The sequence below is a fragment of the Nocardioides nitrophenolicus genome, from assembly GCF_016907515.1.
Lineage (GTDB): Bacteria > Actinomycetota > Actinomycetes > Propionibacteriales > Nocardioidaceae > Nocardioides > Nocardioides nitrophenolicus.
In genome coordinates this window covers 4,327,472-4,348,186 of sequence record NZ_JAFBBY010000001.1, presented here as the reverse complement: position 1 = coordinate 4,348,186, position 20,715 = coordinate 4,327,472, and the positions used below count along the sequence as shown (strand labels likewise).

The window sequence follows — 20,715 nt, the reverse complement described above, 5'->3', positions numbered from 1 at the left end:
GAGCCGGTAGGAGGGAGGATGGCCCTCGTGATTCGTGCGAAGCGACTCTCGCGGAGAGTTCAGCGTCGACGAGCCGGAGACGCTGGCTCCCGAGGCGCCAGCGGAAGCGCGGAATGGCCCATCTGACGCGCCGACGGGCTCAGCTCGACGCTCGATAGCGCCGACTCCCTTGCGGGCTCTCAGATGGGCCATCACTTCGCCGACTCCTTAGCCGCGGTCCAGTTCCCACTTGGGGCCGCAGGGTTGGCTCAGCCACCTCTCCTGCTGGAAGTTCGGATCCGCCTCCACCATGACCACCACCTCTGCGCGGTCGACAGCGACGGTCCAGACCTGGTGGCCCTCGAAGCCGATGTCAACAAACTCCTTGTAGTACCGGTAGTCCACGACCTTGCCGATGTGCGGGCGCCAGGCCTCCGCGCCTGGGTCCTCGTCCAGCAGGACTGTTGCCCCGACGGGGATGCCGTCAGAAATCGGTCGGGGCCTCGGAAGGTCGACGTGCAACACGTACTCGTCGGCGATGTCATCTTGCATTGTCACTGGGCTCACCGCTTTCTCGCTGGAAAACAGAACAACGCCGCTTCCGGAAACCGGAGTCGACGTCGTTATAAAGACTAGACGGCCCACATATCAGATGTACAGCGCTGCGCTATTCATAGAAACGGGTCGGGCCCCGCGGCCATTGCCAGATCGCGGGGCCCTGATTCCAGGCGGCCCAGCGAAGGCTGCAAGTTGCCGTTCTTTCCACCTGAAATCTAAGAGGCATCGTATTAGGCAGAACGACATTCGGGCCAATCCCTAGTAGAATCGAGATATCAACTCGACCATCCACGGAAGGGGAAATGAATATGGGAAGGCCCATCCTCACCGAGCCCGGTCGAGTCGTGCCGGGCATCGAACATGGCACGACGAGTGCCTACGACAGGCGCCGCTGTCGCTGCCTGACCTGCCGCAAGGGCCACCGAGAGCGGCTTGCAGCTCACCGGAAGAGGACCCTCGACCGCATCGCCGAACTCGAGGCTGCCCTCGCCGCCAAGTAGCCACACCCCAGGAAGGGCCGGACCGCGTACTCCAATCCGCGGTCCGGCCCTTCGCTTTGACATTCGAATGTCAAAGGCCGTCCACGATGGCCCGCACGAGGACACCGAGTCGCATCTGGTCGACGGCCAACCGGTCGGTAACGGCACGCGGCCCCTCGCAGAGCCGCTGCCAGCGCTGACCATGAGCGACGGCGACCAAGGCCCGCTGCCACACCAAGGGGCTCCGACTCCGAGCCTGCTGCGCCCAATGTCGTCTCGGCTCCTCTGACCTGAACAGCTTGCAGCCCGCGGCCGCCCCGACCCCGAGGCTCGAGATGACGTTGTAGGCGCGGATCCTTCGCGCCACGGCCAACCAGGGCACCTCCTCCTGAAGGCAGGCGATCCGAACGCTGCGATCACCCGCGAACACTCCTTCGAGGATGTCCTGCAATGACGCCGACGTCTCTGGCCTGTCCATCCAGAACTCGGTGCCGCTGAAGCCTGGGAACGCACGCAGCAACGCCTTGAGGTCGTCGGACGGGTCGGAGTAGCAGGCGACGCCCAGGTGCACCTCGATGTCCAGTCCGTCGAGGCGGTGCAGGAACTCCTCGATGAACCCAGGTGGCCAGGGCGCAGACCACGAGCTGGCGAACCTGATCTCGGGCCTGAACTCAGGATCCACGATGCACAGAGTCAGAGCGGAAGTGAGGCCGAAGATGTCCTTCACGTATCGGTCGACGTGCTCCTCGAGGAGGTAGGCCCGATTCGCGGCGTTGACGTACCGAGCAGCGTCCACCACCTCGACGGCCCGGGCAGGGTCTCCACTCATGGAGAAGATCCACGCCTCCTTGGCATCGTTGATCCTGTTGGTGTCGTCGCCGGACCACACCCGGAGCGAGGTGATGGTCATGCTGCACCGCCTTCTGGATTCTCCACGAGCCGGCTGACCACCGATTGGAGGCGATCCAGTCGTCGCATCACCGCAAGGTGCCGGTCCAGATCCGTGGCCGAGATGCACTGGACCAACGCCGCCTCCAGGGCCAGCTCTGCACGCAGACCTGCCTGGCCCGCGAGGTCGAGGTCGGCCAACACCTTGAGGCGGGATGCGATCACCTCCTCGGGAATGGCCCGAGCCACCTCGAAGTGTTGCCGCAACCGCGGCGAGGTTCGGTACGAGTCCGCGGCGCCACGCTTGTGAGCAAGTAGGTCCAACCAGTACTCGACAGCAAGTCCGCGGACAGCTGCGGCACGGAACTCCCCCGATGCGACCGCTTCCCGGACCTCGACCAGCATTGTGCCGACGTTATGAGCGGCCATCGCTGCAACGATCCGCTCCGCCGTTGACCGGTGTTCAGTCGTCAGGCCGTGAGCAGAGCCGTCCAGTAGAGAAAGGGCATTCCGAGGAGAGCCCCCAGCCTGCTGAGCCAGTCCCACTGCATCGGGCACTCCGAGTTGGATGCCCTCCTTCGCCGCGACCGAGAGGAGCAGCCCGGCGAGGTCCTGGTCGGCTACCGCACCGAACGCGACGTCGATGCATCGGTCGCGGACCGCAGACTGAAGCTTCTCCGGTTCAGTGGTGCACAGGATGAATAGCGGCTTCGAGTCTCGATCCTCCAATGGGCCCAGCAACCAACTCTGCGCGTTGTAGTCGAGGGCGTGCGCCTCATCGAGGAGGTAGACCCGGCGGTTAGCGATGGTGCCGAGGTCTCGGTGTCTCAGAGCTTCTTGGAGAGCCTCCCTGTTCGAGGCCTGCGCGCAGCTGATCTCCTCGTAGTAGGACATCCAAGGAACCTCGCCGGGCTGAAGGATCTCGCACCGGTCACAGCGCCCACATGGCTCCCCCTGATGGGGGTCAGTGCAGTTGATCGCAGCAGCGAGGATCCGTGCGGTGGTGGTCTTGCCAGATCCAGTCGGACCGCAGAAGAGGTAGGACTGCCTGATCTCCGTTGAAGCCACGGCCAGGCGAAGGCCCTCAATAACCGTCGCCTGGCCGACCACTTCCCCGAACCGGCGGGGCCGATACTTGGCCGCGAGATTCATGTTCGGGGAGGACATCACGCGGCGTCCCGCCTGCCGGCCTGGGCGTCCCCGGTTCCGAACGGACTGCTCTTCCTCATGTCCTTTCGGTAGATGCAGCCACAGCCGTTGCAGGTCGCCCCTGGCCCGTGCAGGTAGGCCACGTTGACCTTGATCTGGAACGCCGGATCTTCACAGTCACAGCGAAGCTGCACCTCGGAGGCACCGCCCTTTCGCGGCGGAGCAGAGCCCCTCCGCTTCTTCGGCTCGGGCGAATCGGCACTGCTTTCGTTGCCAGCACTGCCTTTGTCGCCGTCAACGACGCCCTCGCGGGTGTTCCCGGGTGCATCACTAGCGCCTTGGGGTTCGTGAATGGCCTGGTCGCTGGAACCGTCGGCAACTCCGTTTCGCTCAGACGCCTCACCACGGCCGCGGGGTCCATAGGTCCCACGCGCCGCATCGATCCGCCCGTCGTCATCGGCGATGGAGTCGGAACCAGCCTCGGCATTCGGGAGGCGTGATCCGCCGTCGGAGGTGCCGATACCTTCGGCTCGGGGATCGGCAGGCTCCGCTGAGACACGTCCCGCATACGGGATGCTCAGGCGATAAGCGATCATCCCGGCTTCGAGCCTCTTGAGGACGTACCCGTACCTCGCCGTCGCCTCGTCCATCATCCGAGTCTGCGACCACCCGCTGGCCTTACCCGCGTTGAGGACCTCCAGTCCGAGCTCCCTGGCAGCGTCACGCCACTGTGGAGTGAAGTACCTGCCCTGGCGGGTAAACGGGGAACCTCCACGTGAATAGACCAGGAGGGTCGCGAGGTGGCGCAGCACCACATGCAAGAGGTCACTGGCAGGGCAGTTCAGCACTCGCGTAGTGATGCGCATTTCCGGCACCTCAGACCGGGAACGCTTGTCCAGCCACGATGCGGGCAACTGGTGATCGCCGTCTGGGCCCACGAACCCCTTGCGGACCTTCACGGACCCGTGGTCTCGGACAGCCGCTGGATCGAAGATCACCACCACCGGCGGCAGTGCCGGGTGATGACGTCGGATGGCGTCCACCGTGACCTCGACCGTCAGCGCCAGCGTCGATGCGATGTCGCTTCGCGTCATCCCGTCGGCGCTCATCACGCCACCTCGCTGTTGTTCTGCTGGTACTGCTGCTCCAGCCACACCAGAACGTCACACCGCCGGTAGACCACTCGGCGCCCGAGGCGGAACGACCTCGGCCCGATCCCGATGTGGCGGTAGTACCTGCAGGTGGCCGGAGACTTGCGCAGCAGTGCCGCCACTTCCTCGGTGGTCAATAGGTCAACGTCGATCATGGCGCCAGTCCTTCCTTTAGCGTGAATCTGTCTACTACTATTGAAAGGAAGGAAGAGTGCAGAGCACAAGAACCAAGATTCCCTTTAAGGAAGGCAGGACCGATGCCACGCAAGACGCCCAATCGCACGGTGGGAGCCAATGAGAACCTCGCAAGGCGCATCGAGATGGAACGCAAGAGCCGCGGCTGGAGCATCGAAGGCCTCGCCAACCGCATGACGGCGGCAGGCTGTCCAATGAACGGATCCGCGATCTATCGGATTGAAGATCCTGAGATTCGCCGGAAGGTTGACGCCGACGAACTGGTCACTATGGCCACCCTCTTCGAGATGTCCGTGGCGGACCTACTCACACCGCCGGAGGCCGCTCACGACAGCGAAGTGCGCAAGTTGTTCCGCAGGTGGCAGAAGTTAGACGGGCAACATCGGCGTCTCCGCGCGGAGGCAGGTGCCGCATGGGACGACATGGTGGCCTTCGCTGACGCCAGCGGAAATCAGGCTCTCGGCACCCTTCGGGAACTCCTCCACGACAACGAGAAGGCCTATCGCCCCCACGACCCCAGCATCGTGGACACGCTCCTCGAGGTTTCGCTAGTACGTGACCTTCCGACGCAGTCCCACGCAGAGCGGGAACGCGAGCGGCGCCGCAACGGGGAGGACTGAGAGTTGGCGGCGCCGGAGCGTCGGGAGCGGAATGGAAAGGTCCGATGGTACGCGCGGTACCGCGATCCTGAGGGCCGGCAGCGGTCCAAGACCTTCGATCGCAAGGTGGACGCGCAAGCCTTTCTCGATGATGTCAGCTCTGACATGCGCCGAGGGCGGTACATCGACGTCGATGCAGGCAAAGTCAGCTTGAGGGACTACTCGGCTCAATGGCTGTCTGCTCAGACCTTTTCGGAGACCACCTACAGCCTGGTGGAGCAGAGACTTAGGTTGCACGTGTATCCGAGACTCGGAGACCGGCAGCTCCGGCAGCTGACGCCCTCGGTGATCCAGGCCTGGCTGAAGGGTCTGAGCGACCTCGCGCCGAAGTACCAGAAGGACATCTTCGGACACCTCAGCGCCATCCTGACGGCTGCCGTAGACGACGAGAAGATCACGAAGAACCCATGCAAGGCCCAGTCGGTGAAGCGCCCGAAGCTGGAGCCTCGGAAGGTGGTGCCATGGACTCGGGATCAGGTCGTCGCGGTTCGTGATGCGCTGCCTGACCAGTATCAGATCATGGCCACCCTCGCTGCTGGCCTGGGATTGAGGCAGGGCGAGGTGTTCGGTTTATCTCCCGACGACATCGACTTTCTTCGGGGCACCGTGACGATCCGTCGACAGGTGAAGCTGTTCGTCAAGAACAAGGCGTTCGCTCCCCCGAAGGCGGGAAGGACCCGGGAGATCCCTCTGCCCTCCACGGTCCGCGATGCACTCGCGGCTCATCTCGCCGCCCATCCAGCTCAAACAGTCACCCTGCCGTGGAAAACCCTCGGCGGCGAGGCCGTTCCGGTGTCCCTGGTGGTTACCCGCCACGGCGAGGCGATGGGACGGAACTGGGTGAACAGCTACCTCTGGGGACCGGCCCTAGACAAGGCCGAGGTGCCCCGAGGTAGAGACAACGGGATGCACGCGCTCCGCCACTTCTACGCCTCGGTGTTGCTGGACGCCGGGGAGAACATCAAGGCGCTGTCCTCGTACCTCGGCCACGCCGACCCTGGATTCACCCTGCGGACCTACACCCACCTGATGCCGTCGAGCACCGAGCGGACCCGCCAGGCCATCGACGGTGCCCTCAAGGGCCAGGACCCCGCCTCGACGTCCGAGACGGGGTCCTGATGTGTACCGATTGTGTACCCAGAGCCTGTTCATAGGCTCTGACCTGGGCGTTTGCTAGAGGTTGATCATGTGCCCGGCGATCCCGTGGATCGCCTCCTTGACCGCCTCGGACAGCGTCGGGTGGGCGAACACATTGCGACCCACCTCGTCGGCGGTGAGGTCCCACTTCTGCGCGAGGGTGAGCGCGGGGAGCAGCTCGGTGACGTCGGGGCCGATCATGTGGGCGCCGAGGATCTCGTTGAACTCGGCGTCGGCGACGATCTTGACGAAGCCGACGGCCTCGCCGAGGCCCTGGGCCTTGCCGTTGGCGGTGAACGGGAACGAGGCCGTCTTGACGTCGTAGCCCTTCTCCTTGGCCTGCGCCTCGGAGTAGCCGAAGGAGCCGATCTGCGGCTGGCAGTACGTCGCGCGCGGGACGAAGTCGTACTCGACCGGCATGGTCTCGGCGCCGGCGAGGGTCTCGGCGGCGACGACGCCCATCGCCTCGGCGACGTGGGCGAGCATCATCTTGCCGGTGACGTCGCCGATGGCGTAGACGCCCTCGACGTTGGTGCGGCAGTACTCGTCGATCTGGATCGCACCGCGCTCGGTGAGGGCGACGCCGGTGCTCTCCAGGCCGTAGCCCTCGACCCGGGGGGCGAAGCCGAAGGCGGCCAGGAACTTGTCGGCCTCGAGCACCTGCTCGTCACCGCCCGCGGCGGGGGCCACGCGCACGCGTACGCCGGAGCCGGTGTCCTCGACGCCCTTGACGGCGGTGGAGGTCAGCACCTTCACGCCGAGCTTCTTGTAGTGGCGGGCGAGCTCCTTGGACACGTCGGCGTCCTCGGTGGGGACCATCCGGTCGAGGAACTCGACGATGGTGACGTCGACGCCGAAGTTCTTGAGCACGTAGGCGAACTCGACGCCGATCGCACCGGAGCCGCCGATGATGATCGACGAGGGCAGGTTCTCGTCGAGGATCTGCTCCTCGTACGACACGATGTTCTTGCCGTTGACCTCGACGCCGGGGACGGTGCGGACCGTGGCGCCGCCGGCCAGGATCAGGTTGTCGCAGGTGTAGTCGGCGGTGGAGCCGTCGTTGAGCGCGACGGAGACCGACTTCGGGCCGGTGAGGGTGCCCCAGCCGTCGATCTCGGTGATCTTGTTCTTCTTCATCAGGAAGTGGACGCCCTTGCTCATCTGCCCGGCGACCGCGCGCGAGCGCGCGTGCGTCGGGCCGTAGGCCATCGTGGCGTCGCCCTCGATGCCGAACTTCGCCTTCTCATGGGTCAGCGTGTGGGCCAGCTCGGCGTTCTTGAGCAGCGCCTTGGACGGGATGCAGCCGACGTTGAGACAGACGCCGCCCCAGTACTTCTTCTCGATCACGGCAACGGACTTGCCGAGCTGAGCTGCGCGGATCGCGGCGACGTAACCACCGGGGCCGGCACCGAGGACGAGGACATCGAAGTGGGTCACGCGACCAGCGTAGTAGGGCACCTCCTTGTGTCCGGCATCACGCTCAGGGCAGAGTGCAGCTACTCATGGGTACGGCGGCATGGGGCCGCCGTCCGCGAAGAGGAAGCTGCTCCCTTCATGTCTCGGATTCTCGGATTCATCGCGTCCTGCGCGCTCGCCCTGGCCGGCCTCGCCGCCGTCCCCCTTCCCCAAGCCCAGGCCACCTCGGCCGGGCTGCTCGACGTGATCGTCGTACTGAAGCCGGGGGCCGACGCCGCCGGCACCGCCGACGCGCTGGTGACCCGCAAGGGCGGCGCGGTCACCCACGTCTACGAGCACGCCCTCAACGGCTTCGCCGCCACCCTGACCGACGCCCTGGCCGCGGTGCTGCACGGCGACAGTCGGGTGCTCTCGGTCGAGGCGGACCGCACGATGCGCGCCAGCGACACCCAGTCGCCGACCTCGAGCTGGGGCCAGGACCGGGTCGACCAGCGCACCCTGCCGCTCGACGGCGCCTACTCGTGGACGACCACCGGCTCCGGCGTCGACGCGTACGTCGTCGACACCGGCATCCAGCTCTCCCACCCCGACTTCGGCGGGCGCGCGGTGTCCGGCACCGACACCGTCGACGGCGACGCCGACGCGAGCGACTGCAACGGCCACGGCACCCACGTCGCCGGGACCATCGGCGGCGCGAGCACGGGGCTGGCGAAGGCCGCCCGGCTGGTCGCCGTCCGCGTTCTCGACTGCGCGGGCTCGGGTGCCACGTCCGGCGTGATCGCCGGCCTGGACTGGGTCGTGGCGAACCACCAGGCCGGCCGGCCCGCCGTGGCCAACATGAGTCTGGGAGGCGGCGCGTCGAGCGCGCTCGACGCCGCGGTGCAGCGGGTGATCGCCGACGGCGTCACCATGGCGGTCGCCGCCGGCAACGAGAACGCCGACTCCTGCACGAAGTCGCCCGCCCGGGTGCCCGCCGCCCTGACCGTCGCGGCCAGCGACCGCACCGACGCCCGCGCCTCCTTCTCCAACCGCGGCACCTGCGTCGACCTGTTCGCCCCCGGCGTCGACATCACCTCCGACTGGCTCGACGGCGGCACCCACACCATCAGCGGTACGTCGATGGCGACGCCCCACGTCGCCGGGGCCGCGGCGCTGTACCTGTCCGCGCACCCCACCGCCACCCCCGCCGAGGTCGGCACGGCCATCCTGGGCGCGACCACCAAGGGCAAGGTCACCGGGACCGGGCGCACCTGCGTGCTGCTCGTCGTCTGCTCCCCCGCCACCCCCAACAACCACCTGCTGTACACCGGCGCCTGACCTGTCGGCGGCGTACGACCTCACCCACTAGCCTGACCTCGTGACGTCGTACGCCGCCTACGGCACCAACCTCGACCCCCAGCGGATGGGCGAGCGGTGCCCCCACTCGCCGCTGCAGACCACCGGCTGGCTGACCGGGTGGCGGCTGACCTTCGGCGGCGAGGAGCACGGCTGGGACGGCGCCCTGGCCACCATCGCGCCGGACCCGATCGGCTCGGTGTTCGTCGCCGTCTACGACGTCAGCCCGCTCGACGAGCCGAGCCTGGACGAGTGGGAGTCGGCCGACTCGGGGCTGTACCGCAGGACGAAGGTGCGGATCTCCACGATGGTGGGCGAGATCGTGGCGTGGACCTACGTGCTTGACGCCTACGAGGGAGGCCTGCCCTCGGCGTCGTACCTCGGGGTGCTGGCCGACGCGGCCGAGGCGGCCGACGCACCCGCGGACTACGTCGCCGGGCTGCGCGCCCGCGCCTGCCGCTCCACGGGGCTGTGACCGCACTCCTCGCGTGACCTTCCCGTAACCTGAACCGTTGTCAGGTTATGCGGACGTCCTCCCGAGCTCTCCGTCGCCTGTCCCTCGCCGCCACCGCCGTCGGCGTCGCGGCGCTGGCCCTGGCGTTCCCCCAGCCGGCCCCCGCCGAGCCCGGCCCGGCGGCCAGGGCCGCCGCCGTCACGGACGGCCCCGCCGCCCCGACCACGCTGCCGCAACGGGCACCCGGCCTGCGCGACGTGATGTGGGTCGGCAACAACTGGGCCGGCACGGCGAGCATCGTCGACGCCCACGAATTCACCGTCCTCAAGCGCGGCGTCGACCTGATCCCCGACAAGGCCCAGGAGCTCGCCGCGATCCGGTCCAACCCGGTCGACCTGGCCTACTTCCTGCTCATCAGGTACGGCCCGGGCGAGGGCCACGACCAGTTCGTCGACGACATGTTCACCACCCTCGACGGGCGCTATCTCGCGGTGTCGCGGCCCAGCTTCGCCGACGTCGTCTGGATCGACATCGCCAAGGCCACGGCCGGCGCGCCGGACTCGATCGTCCGCGAGCAGTCGATGGACGGACACCGCAGCGACCACATGGCGCTCTCCCCCGACGGCCGGCGGCTGCTGGTCTCGGACTCGACCGAGCGCCAGGTGATCGAGTACTCCATGGTCGACGAGACGCTCACCGACGGCACCGTCGTCAAGCTCGGCGACCGGCTGCGGACCTTCCCGTCGGGCGAGACGCCACACGAGAGCAACTACACGCGCGACGGCCAGCGGATCTTCCACGCCTCGATCGGGCTGGTCTACACGCCCGGCGACATCCCGCTGCTCGACGCCCTCAAGGGCGACCGCTGGTTCCAGGTCGTGCGCGACGCCGACTTCTCGATCCTGCGCCGCTGGGGCATCGGCCGCGAGCTGGCCGAGGCCGGCTACCCCAACATGAGCAGCGCCGTACGCCCGATGGCGGTCTCCCCCGACGAGCGCTACGTCTACTTCCAGGTGTCCTTCTTCCACGGCTTCGTCGAGTTCGACACCCAGGCGCCCGACCTCAACGGCAAGGTCGACTACACCCTCGGCGGCGTCCCCGAGCCGCGGGTCGGCGCGGTCACCCGGCTGATCCCGCTGCCCAACCGGGTGCCGACCATGCTGCGCGAGCAGTACGTCAACGACTCGGCCCACCACGGCCTGTCGATCAACGCCGCGGGCGACACCCTCTGCGTCGCGGGCACCATGGACGACTACGCCGCCCTCGTCGACCGTACGTCGGGCCGGGCCACCCTCTTCGACGAGAAGACCACCGGGCACACCTACCTCAAGCCGTACTGGACCACCGAGGGCCTCGACGACACCTGCTGGATCTCGCTCTCCGGCAGCGACGCGGTCGCGGTCATCGACACGAACACCGGCCAGGAGCTCGCCTACCGGGCCGTCGGCGACCACCCGCAGCGGGTGCGGCACGGCTACGTCCCGGAAAGCCTGGTCGCGACCTGGTGAGTAGGCTCGCGCCGTGACCGAGTCCCCCACGCCGTACGCCCTGGCCGAAGAGGCCGCCGCCCGTCTCGCCGAGCTGACCGGCGTGGCCCGTCACGACGTCGCGCTCGTGCTCGGCTCCGGCTGGCTGCCGGCCGCCGAGGCGCTCGACCCGACCGGGGAGAACACCACCGAGATCTCCGTGACCGACCTGCCGGGCTTCGGCGCCTCCGCCGTCGTCGGCCACTCCGGCAAGATCCGCTCGATCCGGCTCCCCGGCGCCGACGACGCCGAGGGCGACCGGCACCTGCTCGCCTTCCTCAGCCGCACCCACTACTACGAGGGGAAGGGCGTGCCGGCCGTCGTCCACGGCGTGCGTACGGCGGCCGCGGCCGGCTGCCGCGCGATCGTGCTCACCAACGGCTGCGGCGGGCTCAAGCCGACCTGGACGCCCGGCACCCCGGTTCTGATCAGCGACCACATCAACCTCACCGGCCAGTCGCCGATCGTGGGCGCGAACTTCGTCGACCTGACCGACCTCTACTCCGCGCGCCTGCGCGAGCTGTGCCGCGAGGTCGAGCCGACCCTCGACGAGGGCGTCTACGTCCAGTTCACCGGCCCCCACTACGAGACGCCGGCCGAGGTGCAGATGGCCGGCATCCTCGGCGGCCACCTGGTCGGCATGAGCACCACCCTCGAGGCGATCGCCGCGCGCGAGGCCGGGATGGAGATCCTCGGCATCAGCCTGGTCACCAACCTGGCCGCGGGCCTGAGCGGCGAGCCGCTCGACCATGCCGAGGTGCTCGAGGCCGGCCGCAACGCCGCCACCCGGATGGGCGCGCTGCTCGGCGACATCGTCCCCCGCATCTGACCCACCGCGCCCGATGGAGCCCTACGCCGAGGTCGAGGAGTCCTACCGCCGCTTCGCCGTCGAGGCGGCGGAGTCACCGACCTTCGCCGCGTGGGCGAGCGGGGTGGCCGGCGACCCGGAGGTGCTCGCCTGGATCCGCTCGCTTCCGGCGGCCAAGCAGCAGCCCAACCTGGTGTTCGCCGCCGCCCGGCACCACGGCGTACCCGCGCCCGGACCGTACGACGGCCTGCGCTCCGCGCTCCTCGCCGACGGCGACCACGGCCCGGTCCGGGCGACGATCCTGGCCCGGGCCACCCAGACCAACGAGGTCGGCCGGCTGGCGACGCTGGTGCCGGCGTTCGGCTCGCTGCCCCGACCCCTCGCGCTGATCGAGGTCGGCGCCTCGGCCGGGCTGTGCCTCTACCCCGACCGTTGGGGCTACGCCTGGTCGACGGCGTCCGGTGACGTCCGGCTCGGCGACGAGCCCCGCCTCCCCTGCCGGGTCAGCGGCCCCGCCCCGCTCCCCGAGCGGCTGCCCGAGGTGGCCTGGCGCGGCGGCATCGACCTCAACCCGCTCGACGTCACCGACCCCGACGAGATGGCCTGGCTGGAGACCCTGGTCTGGCCCGAGCAGGACGAGCGCCGGGCCCGGCTCCGGCGGGCCGTCGCCGTGGCCCGGGCGGACCCGCCGTCGATCGTGCGCGGCGACCTGCTCACCGAGCTGCCGGGGCTGGTGGCGCGGGCGTCGTCGTACGGGACGGTGGTGGTGTTCCACAGCGCGGTCATCGCCTACCTGCCGCCGGACCTGCGGCTCGACTTCGACCGAAGGGTCCGCGGCCTGGTCGCCGACGGCGCCTGTCACTGGGTGAGCAACGAGGGCCCGCAGGTGCTGACGTCGGTCACGCGCACCGGCCCGCCCGTCCCCGAGGGGCGGCCCACCTTCGTGCTCGGGATCGACGGGCGGATGGTGGCGCTGACCCATGGCCACGGGCGGGCGCTGCGCTGGGTCGGCTGAGCCCTGGGGAGGACGGACCCTTTGTGTCGTGGGTCCGGTGCACCCTGGTCGGCATGGAGACAAGGAGGCACCATGGGAGTCATGACACTCGTCCGACCGCCGCTCGCCCAGGTCGGCGACATGATCGTGCGCGAGGGGCCGTTCACGGTCGCGGAGCGGGACGCGATCCCCGAGGACGGCTACCGACATGAGCTGCTCGACGGGGTGCTGCTGATGTCCCCGGCGCCGCGGCCAAGGCACCAGGACATCGTCCGGGAGTTGCTCGTCCTGCTCAACGCAGCCGTGCCACGCGAGCTCAAGGTCTACTCGGCACCCTTCGACGTGCGCCTGGTCGACGGATCGGTGCTGGAGCCCGACGTGCTGGTGACCCGACGCTCCGACCTCACCGAGACCGGCATCCACGTGCCGCCCCTGCTCGCCGTCGAGGTCCATTCGCGCTCGACGAAGGTCTACGACCTCGGCCCCAAGAAGGACCTGCTCGAGGCGGCGGGCTGTCCGAGCTACTGGACCATCGACCCCGAGCAGCCCGAGCTGACGGTGTGGTCGCTGCGCGAGGGCCACTACGTCGAGACGGCCCGCGTGGCCGCCCAGGAGACCTGGACGGCCAGCGAGCCGTTCGCGGTGACGATCACGCCGATGGAGCTGCTCGACCTCTGAGGAGAGCTCAGCTGGCGCGATTCATCCGCCGCACGCCGACGGCGAGGCCGAGCGTGCCCACCACCAGCGAGGCGGCCAGACCGGCGAGCACGGTCCCGGCCGGGAAGGTGCCGGCGAACAGCGCCCGCTCGGCGTCGACGATGTAGCTGAGCGGGTTGAGGTCGGCGGCGGTGCGCAGCCAGCCGGGGGCGCCGTCGAGCGGGAGCAGCACGCCGGCCAGCAGCAGGAGCGGGAAGATCACGGTCTGCTGGACCGTCCAGAACACCCACGCCTGCTCCTTCGCGGCCACGGCGAGGGCGAGGCTGAGGGCGCCGAGGCCCACGCTGAACGGAACCAGGACCAGGACGCCGACGAGGACGCCGCCGACGTGCAGGTCGAAGCTGAAGGGAGTCACGACGGCCACGATGATCAGCGTCTGCAGCAGCAGCGGCACCATCTCGCGCAGCGCCTTGCCGATCAGCAGCGAGGAACGGCGCACGGGCGAGACGAGGAGTCGCTCGAAGGAGCCGCTGACGATCTCTTCCGACAGGTTGGCGCCGGTGAAGGAGGCGCTCATCAAGGCGGTCATCGACACGATGCCCGGCACGAACCACTGCAGGGCCGAGCCGTCGCTGGTCTCGGGAAGGAGGGGCGCGAACAGCCCGAGGAAGACGAGCGGCTGCACCATCGCGAAGAGCACGGACGCCGGCTGGCGCAGCACCGGCTGCAGCTCGCGGACGAGCACGTTCGCGATGTCGGCGAGCAGGCCGACCGGGCGCGAGGAGACCCGGGTGCGGTGGGCGGCGGGAGTGGTCGCGGGGGCGAGGTCGATGCTCATGCTGCTGCTCCTTCGGTGTGCTGGGCCGGGGTGGTCTCGCGCAGGCTGCGCCCGGTGAGGTCGAGGAAGACGTCGTCGAGGGTGGGGCCGACCACCTCGATCCGGGTGACCGGCGTCCCCGCGGCGGCGAGGTCGGCGACCAGGCCGGGGGCGGCGTCGCGGCCGAAGGCGGCGCGCACGGCGACATGCGAGCCGGTCACGGTGACCTGCGCGCCGGCGATGCGGTCGGCGCGGGCGGCCGCGGCGAGCGCGTCGGCGGGTGAGGCGAAGTCCATGGCGATCAGGTCGCCGAGGGCCGACTTGAGGGCGGCGGCCGAGTCGTCGGCGATGACCTCGCCGTGGTCGATCACGATCACCCGGCCGGCCAGGGCGTCGGCCTCCTCGAGGTAGTGGGTGGTGAGCACGATGGTGGTGCCGAGCTCGGCATTCAGGCGACGCACCTGCTCCTGCAGGTTCACCCGGTTCTGTGGGTCGAGTCCGGTGGACGGCTCGTCGAGGAACAGGATCGGGGGCTCCTGGACCAGTCCGATCGCCACGTCGAGCCGGCGCCGCTGGCCGCCGGAGAGCTGGGCGACCGGGCGGTCGGCGTGCTCGGCGAGGTCGAAGGCCTCGAGCAGCTCCTCGGTGCGGGCCCGGGCGTCGCGCCGCGAGAGGCCGTGGGCGCGGGCCTGGCACATGATCTCGTCGCGGCCGCGGTACTGGTGCCCGGCGGCGTTGCCCTGCCCGACGTATCCGATCGACCGGCGGACCGCCGCCCGCTCCCGGACGACGTCATGGCCGGCAACGGTGGCGCTGCCGGAGGTGGGGGCGATGAGGGTGGTCAGCATCCGCAGGGTGGTCGACTTGCCGGCGCCGTTGGGACCGAGGAAGGCGACCAGCTCGCCGGCCGCCACCTCCAGGTCGAGGCCGCGCACGGCCTCGATCGTCTGCTTGCCGCGCGTGAAGTGCCGGGTGAGTCCGACAGTGCGGATCACCGGGCCGTGGGTCGTGTTGTTCTCCATGACCACCACGCTAGGAACGAATCCGGTCAGGTTCTGTCCTGATTCTGATCTAGTCTCGGGGAACATGAGCACGAGCGCCCGGATGCTGCGGCTTCTCTCCCTCCTCCAGACCCACCGGTTCTGGACCGGCGGCGAGCTCGCCGACCGGCTCGAGGTCAGCGACCGCACGCTGCGCCGCGACGTCGACCGCCTCCGCGACCTCGGGTACGACGTCGACGCGGTCCGCGGTGCCGCCGGTGGCTACCAGCTCCGCGCGGGCGGGGCGCTGCCCCCGCTCCTGCTCGAGGACGAGGAGGCGGTGGCGATCGCCGTCGGCCTGCGCACCGCGGCCAACGGCGGCGTGCCCGGCTTCGAGGACACCACGCTGCAGGCGCTGACCAAGGTGATCGCGCTGATGCCGCCGCGGCTGCGGCGCCGGATGGCCGCCCTGCAGTCGCAGACCGAGGGGCTGCCGTGGTCGGGCGGACCGGTGCTCGACCCGGCCGTGCTGACCACGCTCGCCCAGGCCTGCCGCGACGACGAGGTGGTGACCTTCGCCTACACCGCCGCCGACGGCACGGCGAGCACCCGGCGGGTGGAGCCGCACCGGCTGGTCAACCTCGGGCGGCGGTGGTACCTCGCGGCGTACGACCGCGACCGGCAGGACTGGCGCTCGTTCCGCGTCGACCGGGTCGCGGAGGTGCCCGCGACCAGCGGGCAGCGGTTCCGTCCTCGCGAGATCCCCGGCGGCGACGCGGTGACCTACGTGCGCCGCGGACTGAGCACGCAGCCCCAGCGCCACCTGGTCCGGGTCCGGATGGTCGCGCCGGCGGCCGACGTCGCGGCGTACATGGACCGGTGGGGCACGGTCGACGACCTCGGCGACGGCACCTGCCGGATGACGCTCAACACCGACACCCTGGACTGGCCGGTCCTGATCCTCGCCAACTTCGACTGCGACTTCGAGGTCGAGCAGCCGGCCGAGCTGGGCGAGCTGCTCGGCCGGCTCTCCGCGCGGATCGCGGCTAGCGCCTCGCCTTCCTGACCCGCAGCACCACGACCTCGCTGCTCGCCGCCGCGGTCGGGGTGCCGGCGGCCGCGGTCGCGGTGAGGAAGTGCCGGCCCACGCCCAGCCGACGGATCACCCGCTTGCCGAGGGTGAGGGTGACCGGGTCACCCGAGCCGAGCGCGACGACCCGCCGCGCGGCGAGCACCCGGTTGCCCGAGCGGACCACGACCTGCCCGGAGTAGGCCGCGCCGGCGGGCAGCGCGACGCTCACCCGCGCGGTGGCCTTCCGGCCGACCCGGGCCTTGCCCACGGTCAGGGTCACGACCGGTGTCACCGTGGCCGGCTGCTCGCCCGACGTTCCCGGCCCCGGCGCGGGCTCCGGGGCGGCCGCGACCTCCTCGGCGTCGGTGAAGTCGACGACGAAGGGCGCGGGCGCCTTCTTGGCGTCGGCCGCGCCACCCGACGAGTACCAGTACGACTCCAGCCCGGTGGCCAGGTGGACGTCGACGAAGCCCTGCGGCCAGGCGCCCCAGCCGGCGACGGTGCGGTTCTGCGGGGTCGCGTCGGCGGGCAGGTCCACGGCGACGCCGGCGTAGTCGGGGACCACCGTGACCGCGCCGGCCGGGTCGATCTCGACGTCGGCGAAGGTCGCGATCGGTACGTCGGCGACGGCGTCGAGCGGGGTGCGCTGCTGCGGGTCCGCCATGCTGGAGCCGTAGCCGTCGACGTCCGCGGTGAGGGTGCCGGTGCCGTCGGCGGCGACGACGAGCTCCGGGGCGGAGAGCCAGAAGGGCACCAGTCCGCCGTAGAAGTTGACGCTGAAGGTGCCCTGCCAGCGCACCGTGCCCGAGCCGTCGGCGGCGAGCTCGGCGTGCCCGTCCGCGAGCCGCACGAGCTGCTCCACCCCACCGGCGACCGGCGCCGCACGGGTCGCCCAGGTGGCGGGGGCCTCGGTGCCGTCGGCGGTCCGGTGCACGACGGTCACGCCGCCGGCGGCGGCGCGGTAGCTGGTCTGGTCGCCGTCCGAGACGCCGGCGGAGAGGTAGTTGGAGCCGCCGAACGGCGGCGCGGACTGCAGCTCCTCGCTGCCCGACCAGTCGAGGGTCACCCCGTCGAGGGCGAGACCGGCAGCGGGCACCGCCCGCTTCGGCGTGACGGTCAGCTTCGCGGCGGCCGAGTACGTCGTGCCGACCGGGTTGACCGCCTTGGCCCGGAAGAGCGAGCCGGACTGGTCGACATTGGCGTCGACGACAGTGAGCGACGAGACCCCCTCGGCGGTCGCGACGACCACGTTGTCGTCGTCCTCGGGGATGGTCTGCCAGTAGCCGCCGACCCGGCGCTGCCAGACCACCGACGTGAGCGCCGGACCGGCCTGGGCATGAGCGAGGAAGGTCGCGTCCGCGCCTTCGGTGACGCTCTGGCTGCGGGCGTCGAGCACGAACCGCGGCGCATAGGTGACCGCGAGCGCCGCCTCCTCGGAGACCACGGTGCCGGCGTCGTTGGTCACCTTCAGCCGGTACGTCGACCCGCCGGCCGTCGGCGTGGCGGCCACCCGCAGCGTGGCGGAGGTGGCACCCGCGACGTCCTTGAACCGGGCCTCCCCGGGTCCGCGGGCCTGCCACTGCAGGTCCCCGCCGAGGTCGGCGTCGATCGCGGCGGTGACGGCGACCTCGCGGCTCGCCTCGTCCCGGGCCAGCTCGACGGAGACGTCCTCGGGCTGGGTCGTGACCGTGGGCGCGATGCCCTCGAAGACCATCCGCCGGTAGCCGAACTCGCGCGGTGCGGTGTTCGACTGGACCGGCACGTAGAGCGAGCCGTCGACGCCGGTCTCGATCACCATGGCGCCTCCGCCCGTGCCGGTGAACTCCGCGACCCGGTAGCCGGCCAGGGTGCCGGAGTCGTCGACCAGCTTGAGCGTGCGCCCCTCGGGGTCGGCGATGTCGCCGGCCCAGAGCAGGTTCCGCTCGGCGTCGTAGGCCAGCATCTCGGCGGTCCGGGAGGTCAGGATGCCGTACTCGAGGTAGAGCGGGATCGGCTCTCCCTCGACGGCCGGGCGGGCGACGGCCGCACCGTCGACGAGGTCGACGCGCTGGTAGTCGTCGAGGCGCTGGTTGAGTCCGTGCAGGTACGCGGAGCCGTCCGGCCCCGCGCTGGCGGCGGTCCAGCCGTAGGAGACCGTGCCGGTCTCGTCGAAGGGCCGCGCCGTGGTCCCCGCGATGCCGGAGACCTCGACCGCGCCGTCGCCCGTCGGCCGCAGCCGGAACGCGGGCGCGTAGCGGTCGACCCCGTCGACCCGGATGCTGGTGGTGCTCGTCGCCAGGACGTAAGAGTCGTCGCCGAAGGGCGCCAGGGTGGCGCTCATCCCGTTGGACGTGCTGGCCGCGGTGAGCCGCGACAGGTGCCAGCCGCCGGGGAAGTCGCCGCTCTCCGGCCACCGGACCGGTGACCGGCTCACGTCCCACCCCTCGCCCGACGGGTGCACCCGGACCAGCCGGTAGGGCTCCTCCTCGGTCGCGGTGGGGGCCGTCGACACGAGCACGCCGAGCTCACCGGCCGCGTCGTGCCAGACCAGGTTGCCGACCGCAGGAGAGGCGGTGGTCGCGATCACGCCTACCACGCCGGGGACGAAGGCGCCGCTCAGCCGGTCGAAGCGCAGGGTGCGCAGGGTGACCTCGTCCTGCGCGGCGCCGTCCTTGGCGGTCACGTAGAACAGGGTGTCGGTCTCCGGGTCGAGGGCGGTCCGCAGGAAGCGGCCGGTGTTGCCGGTCGCGGTCATCACCTGGGTGTAGGGCGTCCCGACCGGCGTCAGGTCCTGCGCGTCGAGCGCGGTGAAGACCAGGTTCTGGGCGCCGTGGGCCGCGTCGAACTGAATCGCGTAGACGACGTCGCCCCGCGCCGAGACCTCCAACGCGCGCTGGGCGTTGTTGCCGCCGGAGACGGTGCTGCCGCTGGACCAGCGGGCGCCCTCGGTCAGCACCGGTACGCCGGGCTGGTCGAAGCGCTCGGCCAGGTCGGGCAGGCCGCCGGGACCGTCGTACTCGATGCTCACCGGGTCGAAGGTGGTGCCCGGGGCGTACAGCGTCTGCCCCGCCCCACCCTGGCTCGGGATCGCGTCCCAGGCCGTGTGTCCGGCCTCGAAGCTGGTGCCGGCCGCGCCCGCGACGTCGAGCGTCGCCAGGACGACGTCGACGTCCTCGTGCAGCGCGCCGCCCGGGTCGTCCCGGGTGTAGCCGACGTAGGTGCCGCGGATCTCCTGGGCCTCCGGCCCGATCCGCACCTCGAGGTCCTTGAAGGTCGAGTCGAGGGCGTAGCTGCCCGAGTCGTTCCGGTAGGCCCGGAAGCGCACCCAGCCGCCCAGGTGGAGCACCGTCGTCCGGCTCTGGTCGTCGTAGCTGCCCGACAGGACCGGGAAGTCGAAGCCGTCGGGCACATTGCCCGTCACACCGGTGACGGTGGCGCCGTCACCGGTGATCGTGTTGGCGGCGCCGATGTAGCTCCGCCAGGACGCCTTGATCCCCCAGCTCACGGTGCCGGAGGTGAGGTCGGTGGCCACCGCCCGGGCGGTGGGTGCCGGCACGACGGTGGAGAGGCCGGCGAGCGCCAGCACGAGCGAGAGGAGGGTGAGGACGAGGCGTTTCATGCGAGCGGACCTTCGGGAGTCGGAGCGGGCGACCACGGCCGAGGGGTGCGGGCCCGATCCCGCACCCCTCGGCTGCGGGTCAGGAGACGTTGAACTCGGCGCTGTCGCCGGCGTACGAGCCGCTGCTGCCGCTGTGGGTCGGCGTGATGACGACCTCGCACAACTTCGCGGCGCAGTCGATCCGCGCCGGCTGGCCGAACAGGAAGTCGTGCGCGTTGTCGTCCTGGGCCAGCAGCTGGAAGCCGGTGACGGTGAGCACGCCGGAGGCGCTGGTCGTCGTGTCGACCTGGCTGGTCGCACCGCAGGCCGGGATCTTGGCCAGGAGCAGGAAGGAGTAGGTCGTGTACTCGCACACGCTGACCGTGTATTCGGTGCTGGCGGCCAGGCCGGACTGGGTGACCGTCACCGTCTGGGTGTCGGTGTAGCTGCTCGACGCCGGCGACAGCGTGACGTTGTCGGCGTCGCTGGTGTCGGAGGCGTGCGCGGCCGGGGCGGAGACGCCGATCGCGGTGGCCGCGACGGTGGCGGCGAGGACCGAGAGCGCACGCAGCGGCGTACGACGGTTCGAGGTGGACCTCATGGGGTTCTTCTCCTTCTCTAGGATCGGAACCAGCCCGGTGGCCGATTCCCTTGTCCGGCCGTGCGCGAGCGCGGCCGTGGACGGCCGCTGGGTCGGCCGGGGCGCTGTTCCCTGCGAAAGTTCGGCGCCCCGGTCCCCCGTCGCGGCGGAGTACGCCGCGCGGCCGGTTCGCTCGGACGCCGCAGCCGGGTTGGCACCGACCTCGACGCCCGAGTAAGGTAAGCCTTACCGAATTGCCGAGGGTCGTCAAGCGCCTCGTTGACAATTCGTCAGAACCGCGCGC

General features: G+C 70.2%; 19 protein-coding genes. 9 read left to right on the top strand and 10 right to left on the bottom strand.

The genetic code is table 11. The features are described from left to right. Nucleotides 1-207: 207 nt before the first annotated feature. The 5 genes from JOD66_RS20920 to JOD66_RS20900 all read right to left on the bottom strand — a co-directional run bounded on the left by JOD66_RS20920 (nucleotide 208) and on the right by JOD66_RS20900 (nucleotide 4,359). Nucleotides 208-624 (bottom strand): hypothetical protein, encoded by a 417-nt coding sequence (locus JOD66_RS20920; protein WP_204838735.1) that lies wholly within the window; start codon nucleotides 622-624, stop codon nucleotides 208-210. A gap of 483 nt (nucleotides 625-1,107) precedes the next feature. Continuing rightward, nucleotides 1,108-1,926, bottom strand: a complete 819-nt coding sequence (locus JOD66_RS20915; protein WP_204838734.1) for a hypothetical protein — start codon at nucleotides 1,924-1,926, stop codon at nucleotides 1,108-1,110. After that, nucleotides 1,923-3,056 (bottom strand): DNA polymerase III subunit, encoded by a 1,134-nt coding sequence (locus JOD66_RS20910; RefSeq protein ID WP_239546752.1) that lies wholly within the window; start codon nucleotides 3,054-3,056, stop codon nucleotides 1,923-1,925. The genes JOD66_RS20915 and JOD66_RS20910 overlap by 4 nt, the downstream gene beginning before the upstream one ends. 14 nt (nucleotides 3,057-3,070) lie before the next feature. Continuing rightward, a complete protein-coding gene (locus JOD66_RS20905; protein WP_204838732.1) occupies nucleotides 3,071-4,162 on the bottom strand; it encodes a hypothetical protein in 1,092 nt (363 codons plus the stop codon). Further along, nucleotides 4,162-4,359: a helix-turn-helix transcriptional regulator gene (locus JOD66_RS20900; protein ID WP_204838731.1), complete on the bottom strand. Its 198-nt coding sequence runs from the start codon at nucleotides 4,357-4,359 to the stop codon at nucleotides 4,162-4,164. Before JOD66_RS20900 ends, JOD66_RS20905 begins: the two co-directional genes overlap by 1 nt. A 102-nt stretch (nucleotides 4,360-4,461) precedes the next feature. On the opposite strand from JOD66_RS20900, the gene JOD66_RS20895 reads away from it, so the two are divergent. After that, nucleotides 4,462-5,019: a helix-turn-helix domain-containing protein gene (locus tag JOD66_RS20895; RefSeq protein ID WP_204838730.1), complete on the top strand. Its 558-nt coding sequence runs from the start codon at nucleotides 4,462-4,464 to the stop codon at nucleotides 5,017-5,019. A gap of 3 nt (nucleotides 5,020-5,022) precedes the next feature. Next, nucleotides 5,023-6,177, top strand: a complete 1,155-nt coding sequence (locus tag JOD66_RS20890; RefSeq protein ID WP_464581138.1) for a tyrosine-type recombinase/integrase — start codon at nucleotides 5,023-5,025, stop codon at nucleotides 6,175-6,177. A 54-nt stretch (nucleotides 6,178-6,231) separates the two neighbouring features. Here JOD66_RS20890 and lpdA read toward each other — a convergent pair whose 3' ends face one another. Further along, nucleotides 6,232-7,632, bottom strand: coding sequence for a dihydrolipoyl dehydrogenase (gene lpdA, locus JOD66_RS20885; protein ID WP_204838728.1), 1,401 nt, complete (start codon nucleotides 7,630-7,632; stop codon nucleotides 6,232-6,234). 117 nt (nucleotides 7,633-7,749) lie between these two features. Between lpdA and JOD66_RS20880 the strand changes: the two genes are divergently transcribed. The 6 genes from JOD66_RS20880 to JOD66_RS20855 all read left to right on the top strand — a co-directional run bounded on the left by JOD66_RS20880 (nucleotide 7,750) and on the right by JOD66_RS20855 (nucleotide 13,406). Continuing rightward, on the top strand, nucleotides 7,750-8,928 hold the full coding sequence (locus JOD66_RS20880; RefSeq protein ID WP_204838727.1) for a S8 family peptidase: 1,179 nt from the start codon (nucleotides 7,750-7,752) through the stop codon (nucleotides 8,926-8,928). 40 nt (nucleotides 8,929-8,968) lie between these two features. After that, nucleotides 8,969-9,421, top strand: a complete 453-nt coding sequence (locus tag JOD66_RS20875; protein WP_204838726.1) for a gamma-glutamylcyclotransferase family protein — start codon at nucleotides 8,969-8,971, stop codon at nucleotides 9,419-9,421. A 47-nt stretch (nucleotides 9,422-9,468) separates the two neighbouring features. Further along, complete coding sequence (locus tag JOD66_RS20870; protein ID WP_204838725.1) at nucleotides 9,469-10,908, top strand: YncE family protein; 1,440 nt, start codon at nucleotides 9,469-9,471, stop codon at nucleotides 10,906-10,908. Between the two features lie 13 nt (nucleotides 10,909-10,921). Beyond that, the gene (locus JOD66_RS20865) at nucleotides 10,922-11,755 is read left to right on the top strand and encodes a purine-nucleoside phosphorylase (RefSeq protein WP_204838724.1); all 834 of its coding nucleotides are present in this window, start codon (nucleotides 10,922-10,924) and stop codon (nucleotides 11,753-11,755) included. Nucleotides 11,756-11,768: 13 nt separating this feature from the next. Beyond that, nucleotides 11,769-12,749, top strand: a complete 981-nt coding sequence (locus JOD66_RS20860) for a DUF2332 domain-containing protein (RefSeq protein ID WP_204838723.1) — start codon at nucleotides 11,769-11,771, stop codon at nucleotides 12,747-12,749. Between the two features lie 81 nt (nucleotides 12,750-12,830). Beyond that, complete coding sequence (locus JOD66_RS20855) at nucleotides 12,831-13,406, top strand: Uma2 family endonuclease (RefSeq protein WP_239545369.1); 576 nt, start codon at nucleotides 12,831-12,833, stop codon at nucleotides 13,404-13,406. A gap of 7 nt (nucleotides 13,407-13,413) precedes the next feature. Here the strand turns inward: JOD66_RS20855 and JOD66_RS20850 are convergent, their stop codons facing one another. Both JOD66_RS20850 and JOD66_RS20845 read right to left on the bottom strand, forming a co-directional pair. After that, nucleotides 13,414-14,223, bottom strand: coding sequence for an ABC transporter permease (locus tag JOD66_RS20850; protein WP_204838722.1), 810 nt, complete (start codon nucleotides 14,221-14,223; stop codon nucleotides 13,414-13,416). Continuing rightward, the gene (locus tag JOD66_RS20845; RefSeq protein WP_239545367.1) at nucleotides 14,220-15,224 is read right to left on the bottom strand and encodes an ABC transporter ATP-binding protein; all 1,005 of its coding nucleotides are present in this window, start codon (nucleotides 15,222-15,224) and stop codon (nucleotides 14,220-14,222) included. Before JOD66_RS20845 ends, JOD66_RS20850 begins: the two co-directional genes overlap by 4 nt. A 64-nt stretch (nucleotides 15,225-15,288) precedes the next feature. Between JOD66_RS20845 and JOD66_RS20840 the strand changes: the two genes are divergently transcribed. Continuing rightward, entirely contained in the window at nucleotides 15,289-16,248 is a 960-nt protein-coding gene (locus JOD66_RS20840) for a helix-turn-helix transcriptional regulator (RefSeq protein WP_204838721.1), read from the top strand. On the opposite strand, the gene JOD66_RS20835 is transcribed toward JOD66_RS20840, so the two are convergent. Continuing rightward, nucleotides 16,229-19,852 carry an HtaA domain-containing protein gene (locus tag JOD66_RS20835; RefSeq protein ID WP_204838720.1) on the bottom strand — a complete coding sequence of 1,208 codons (3,624 nt, stop codon included), beginning with the start codon at nucleotides 19,850-19,852 and terminating at the stop codon, nucleotides 16,229-16,231. The genes JOD66_RS20840 and JOD66_RS20835 overlap by 20 nt on opposite strands. 79 nt (nucleotides 19,853-19,931) lie before the next feature. Beyond that, nucleotides 19,932-20,432, bottom strand: coding sequence for a hypothetical protein (locus JOD66_RS20830; RefSeq protein ID WP_204838719.1), 501 nt, complete (start codon nucleotides 20,430-20,432; stop codon nucleotides 19,932-19,934). Between the last annotated feature and the right edge of the window lie 283 nt (nucleotides 20,433-20,715).

Coding starts and splice junctions, on each gene's coding strand:
- JOD66_RS20915 (WP_204838734.1), bottom strand. CDS start 1,926: ATGACCATCACCTCGCTCCGGGTGTGGTCCGGCGACGACACCAACAGG.
- JOD66_RS20910 (WP_239546752.1), bottom strand. CDS start 3,056: ATGAATCTCGCGGCCAAGTATCGGCCCCGCCGGTTCGGGGAAGTGGTC.
- JOD66_RS20905 (WP_204838732.1), bottom strand. CDS start 4,162: ATGAGCGCCGACGGGATGACGCGAAGCGACATCGCATCGACGCTGGCG.
- JOD66_RS20900 (WP_204838731.1), bottom strand. CDS start 4,359: ATGATCGACGTTGACCTATTGACCACCGAGGAAGTGGCGGCACTGCTG.
- JOD66_RS20895 (WP_204838730.1), top strand. CDS start 4,462: ATGCCACGCAAGACGCCCAATCGCACGGTGGGAGCCAATGAGAACCTC.
- JOD66_RS20880 (WP_204838727.1), top strand. CDS start 7,750: ATGTCTCGGATTCTCGGATTCATCGCGTCCTGCGCGCTCGCCCTGGCC.
- JOD66_RS20870 (WP_204838725.1), top strand. CDS start 9,469: ATGCGGACGTCCTCCCGAGCTCTCCGTCGCCTGTCCCTCGCCGCCACC.
- JOD66_RS20860 (WP_204838723.1), top strand. CDS start 11,769: ATGGAGCCCTACGCCGAGGTCGAGGAGTCCTACCGCCGCTTCGCCGTC.
- JOD66_RS20855 (WP_239545369.1), top strand. CDS start 12,831: ATGACACTCGTCCGACCGCCGCTCGCCCAGGTCGGCGACATGATCGTG.
- JOD66_RS20850 (WP_204838722.1), bottom strand. CDS start 14,223: ATGAGCATCGACCTCGCCCCCGCGACCACTCCCGCCGCCCACCGCACC.
- JOD66_RS20845 (WP_239545367.1), bottom strand. CDS start 15,224: ATGGAGAACAACACGACCCACGGCCCGGTGATCCGCACTGTCGGACTC.
- JOD66_RS20840 (WP_204838721.1), top strand. CDS start 15,289: ATGAGCACGAGCGCCCGGATGCTGCGGCTTCTCTCCCTCCTCCAGACC.
- JOD66_RS20835 (WP_204838720.1), bottom strand. CDS start 19,852: ATGAAACGCCTCGTCCTCACCCTCCTCTCGCTCGTGCTGGCGCTCGCC.
- JOD66_RS20830 (WP_204838719.1), bottom strand. CDS start 20,432: ATGAGGTCCACCTCGAACCGTCGTACGCCGCTGCGTGCGCTCTCGGTC.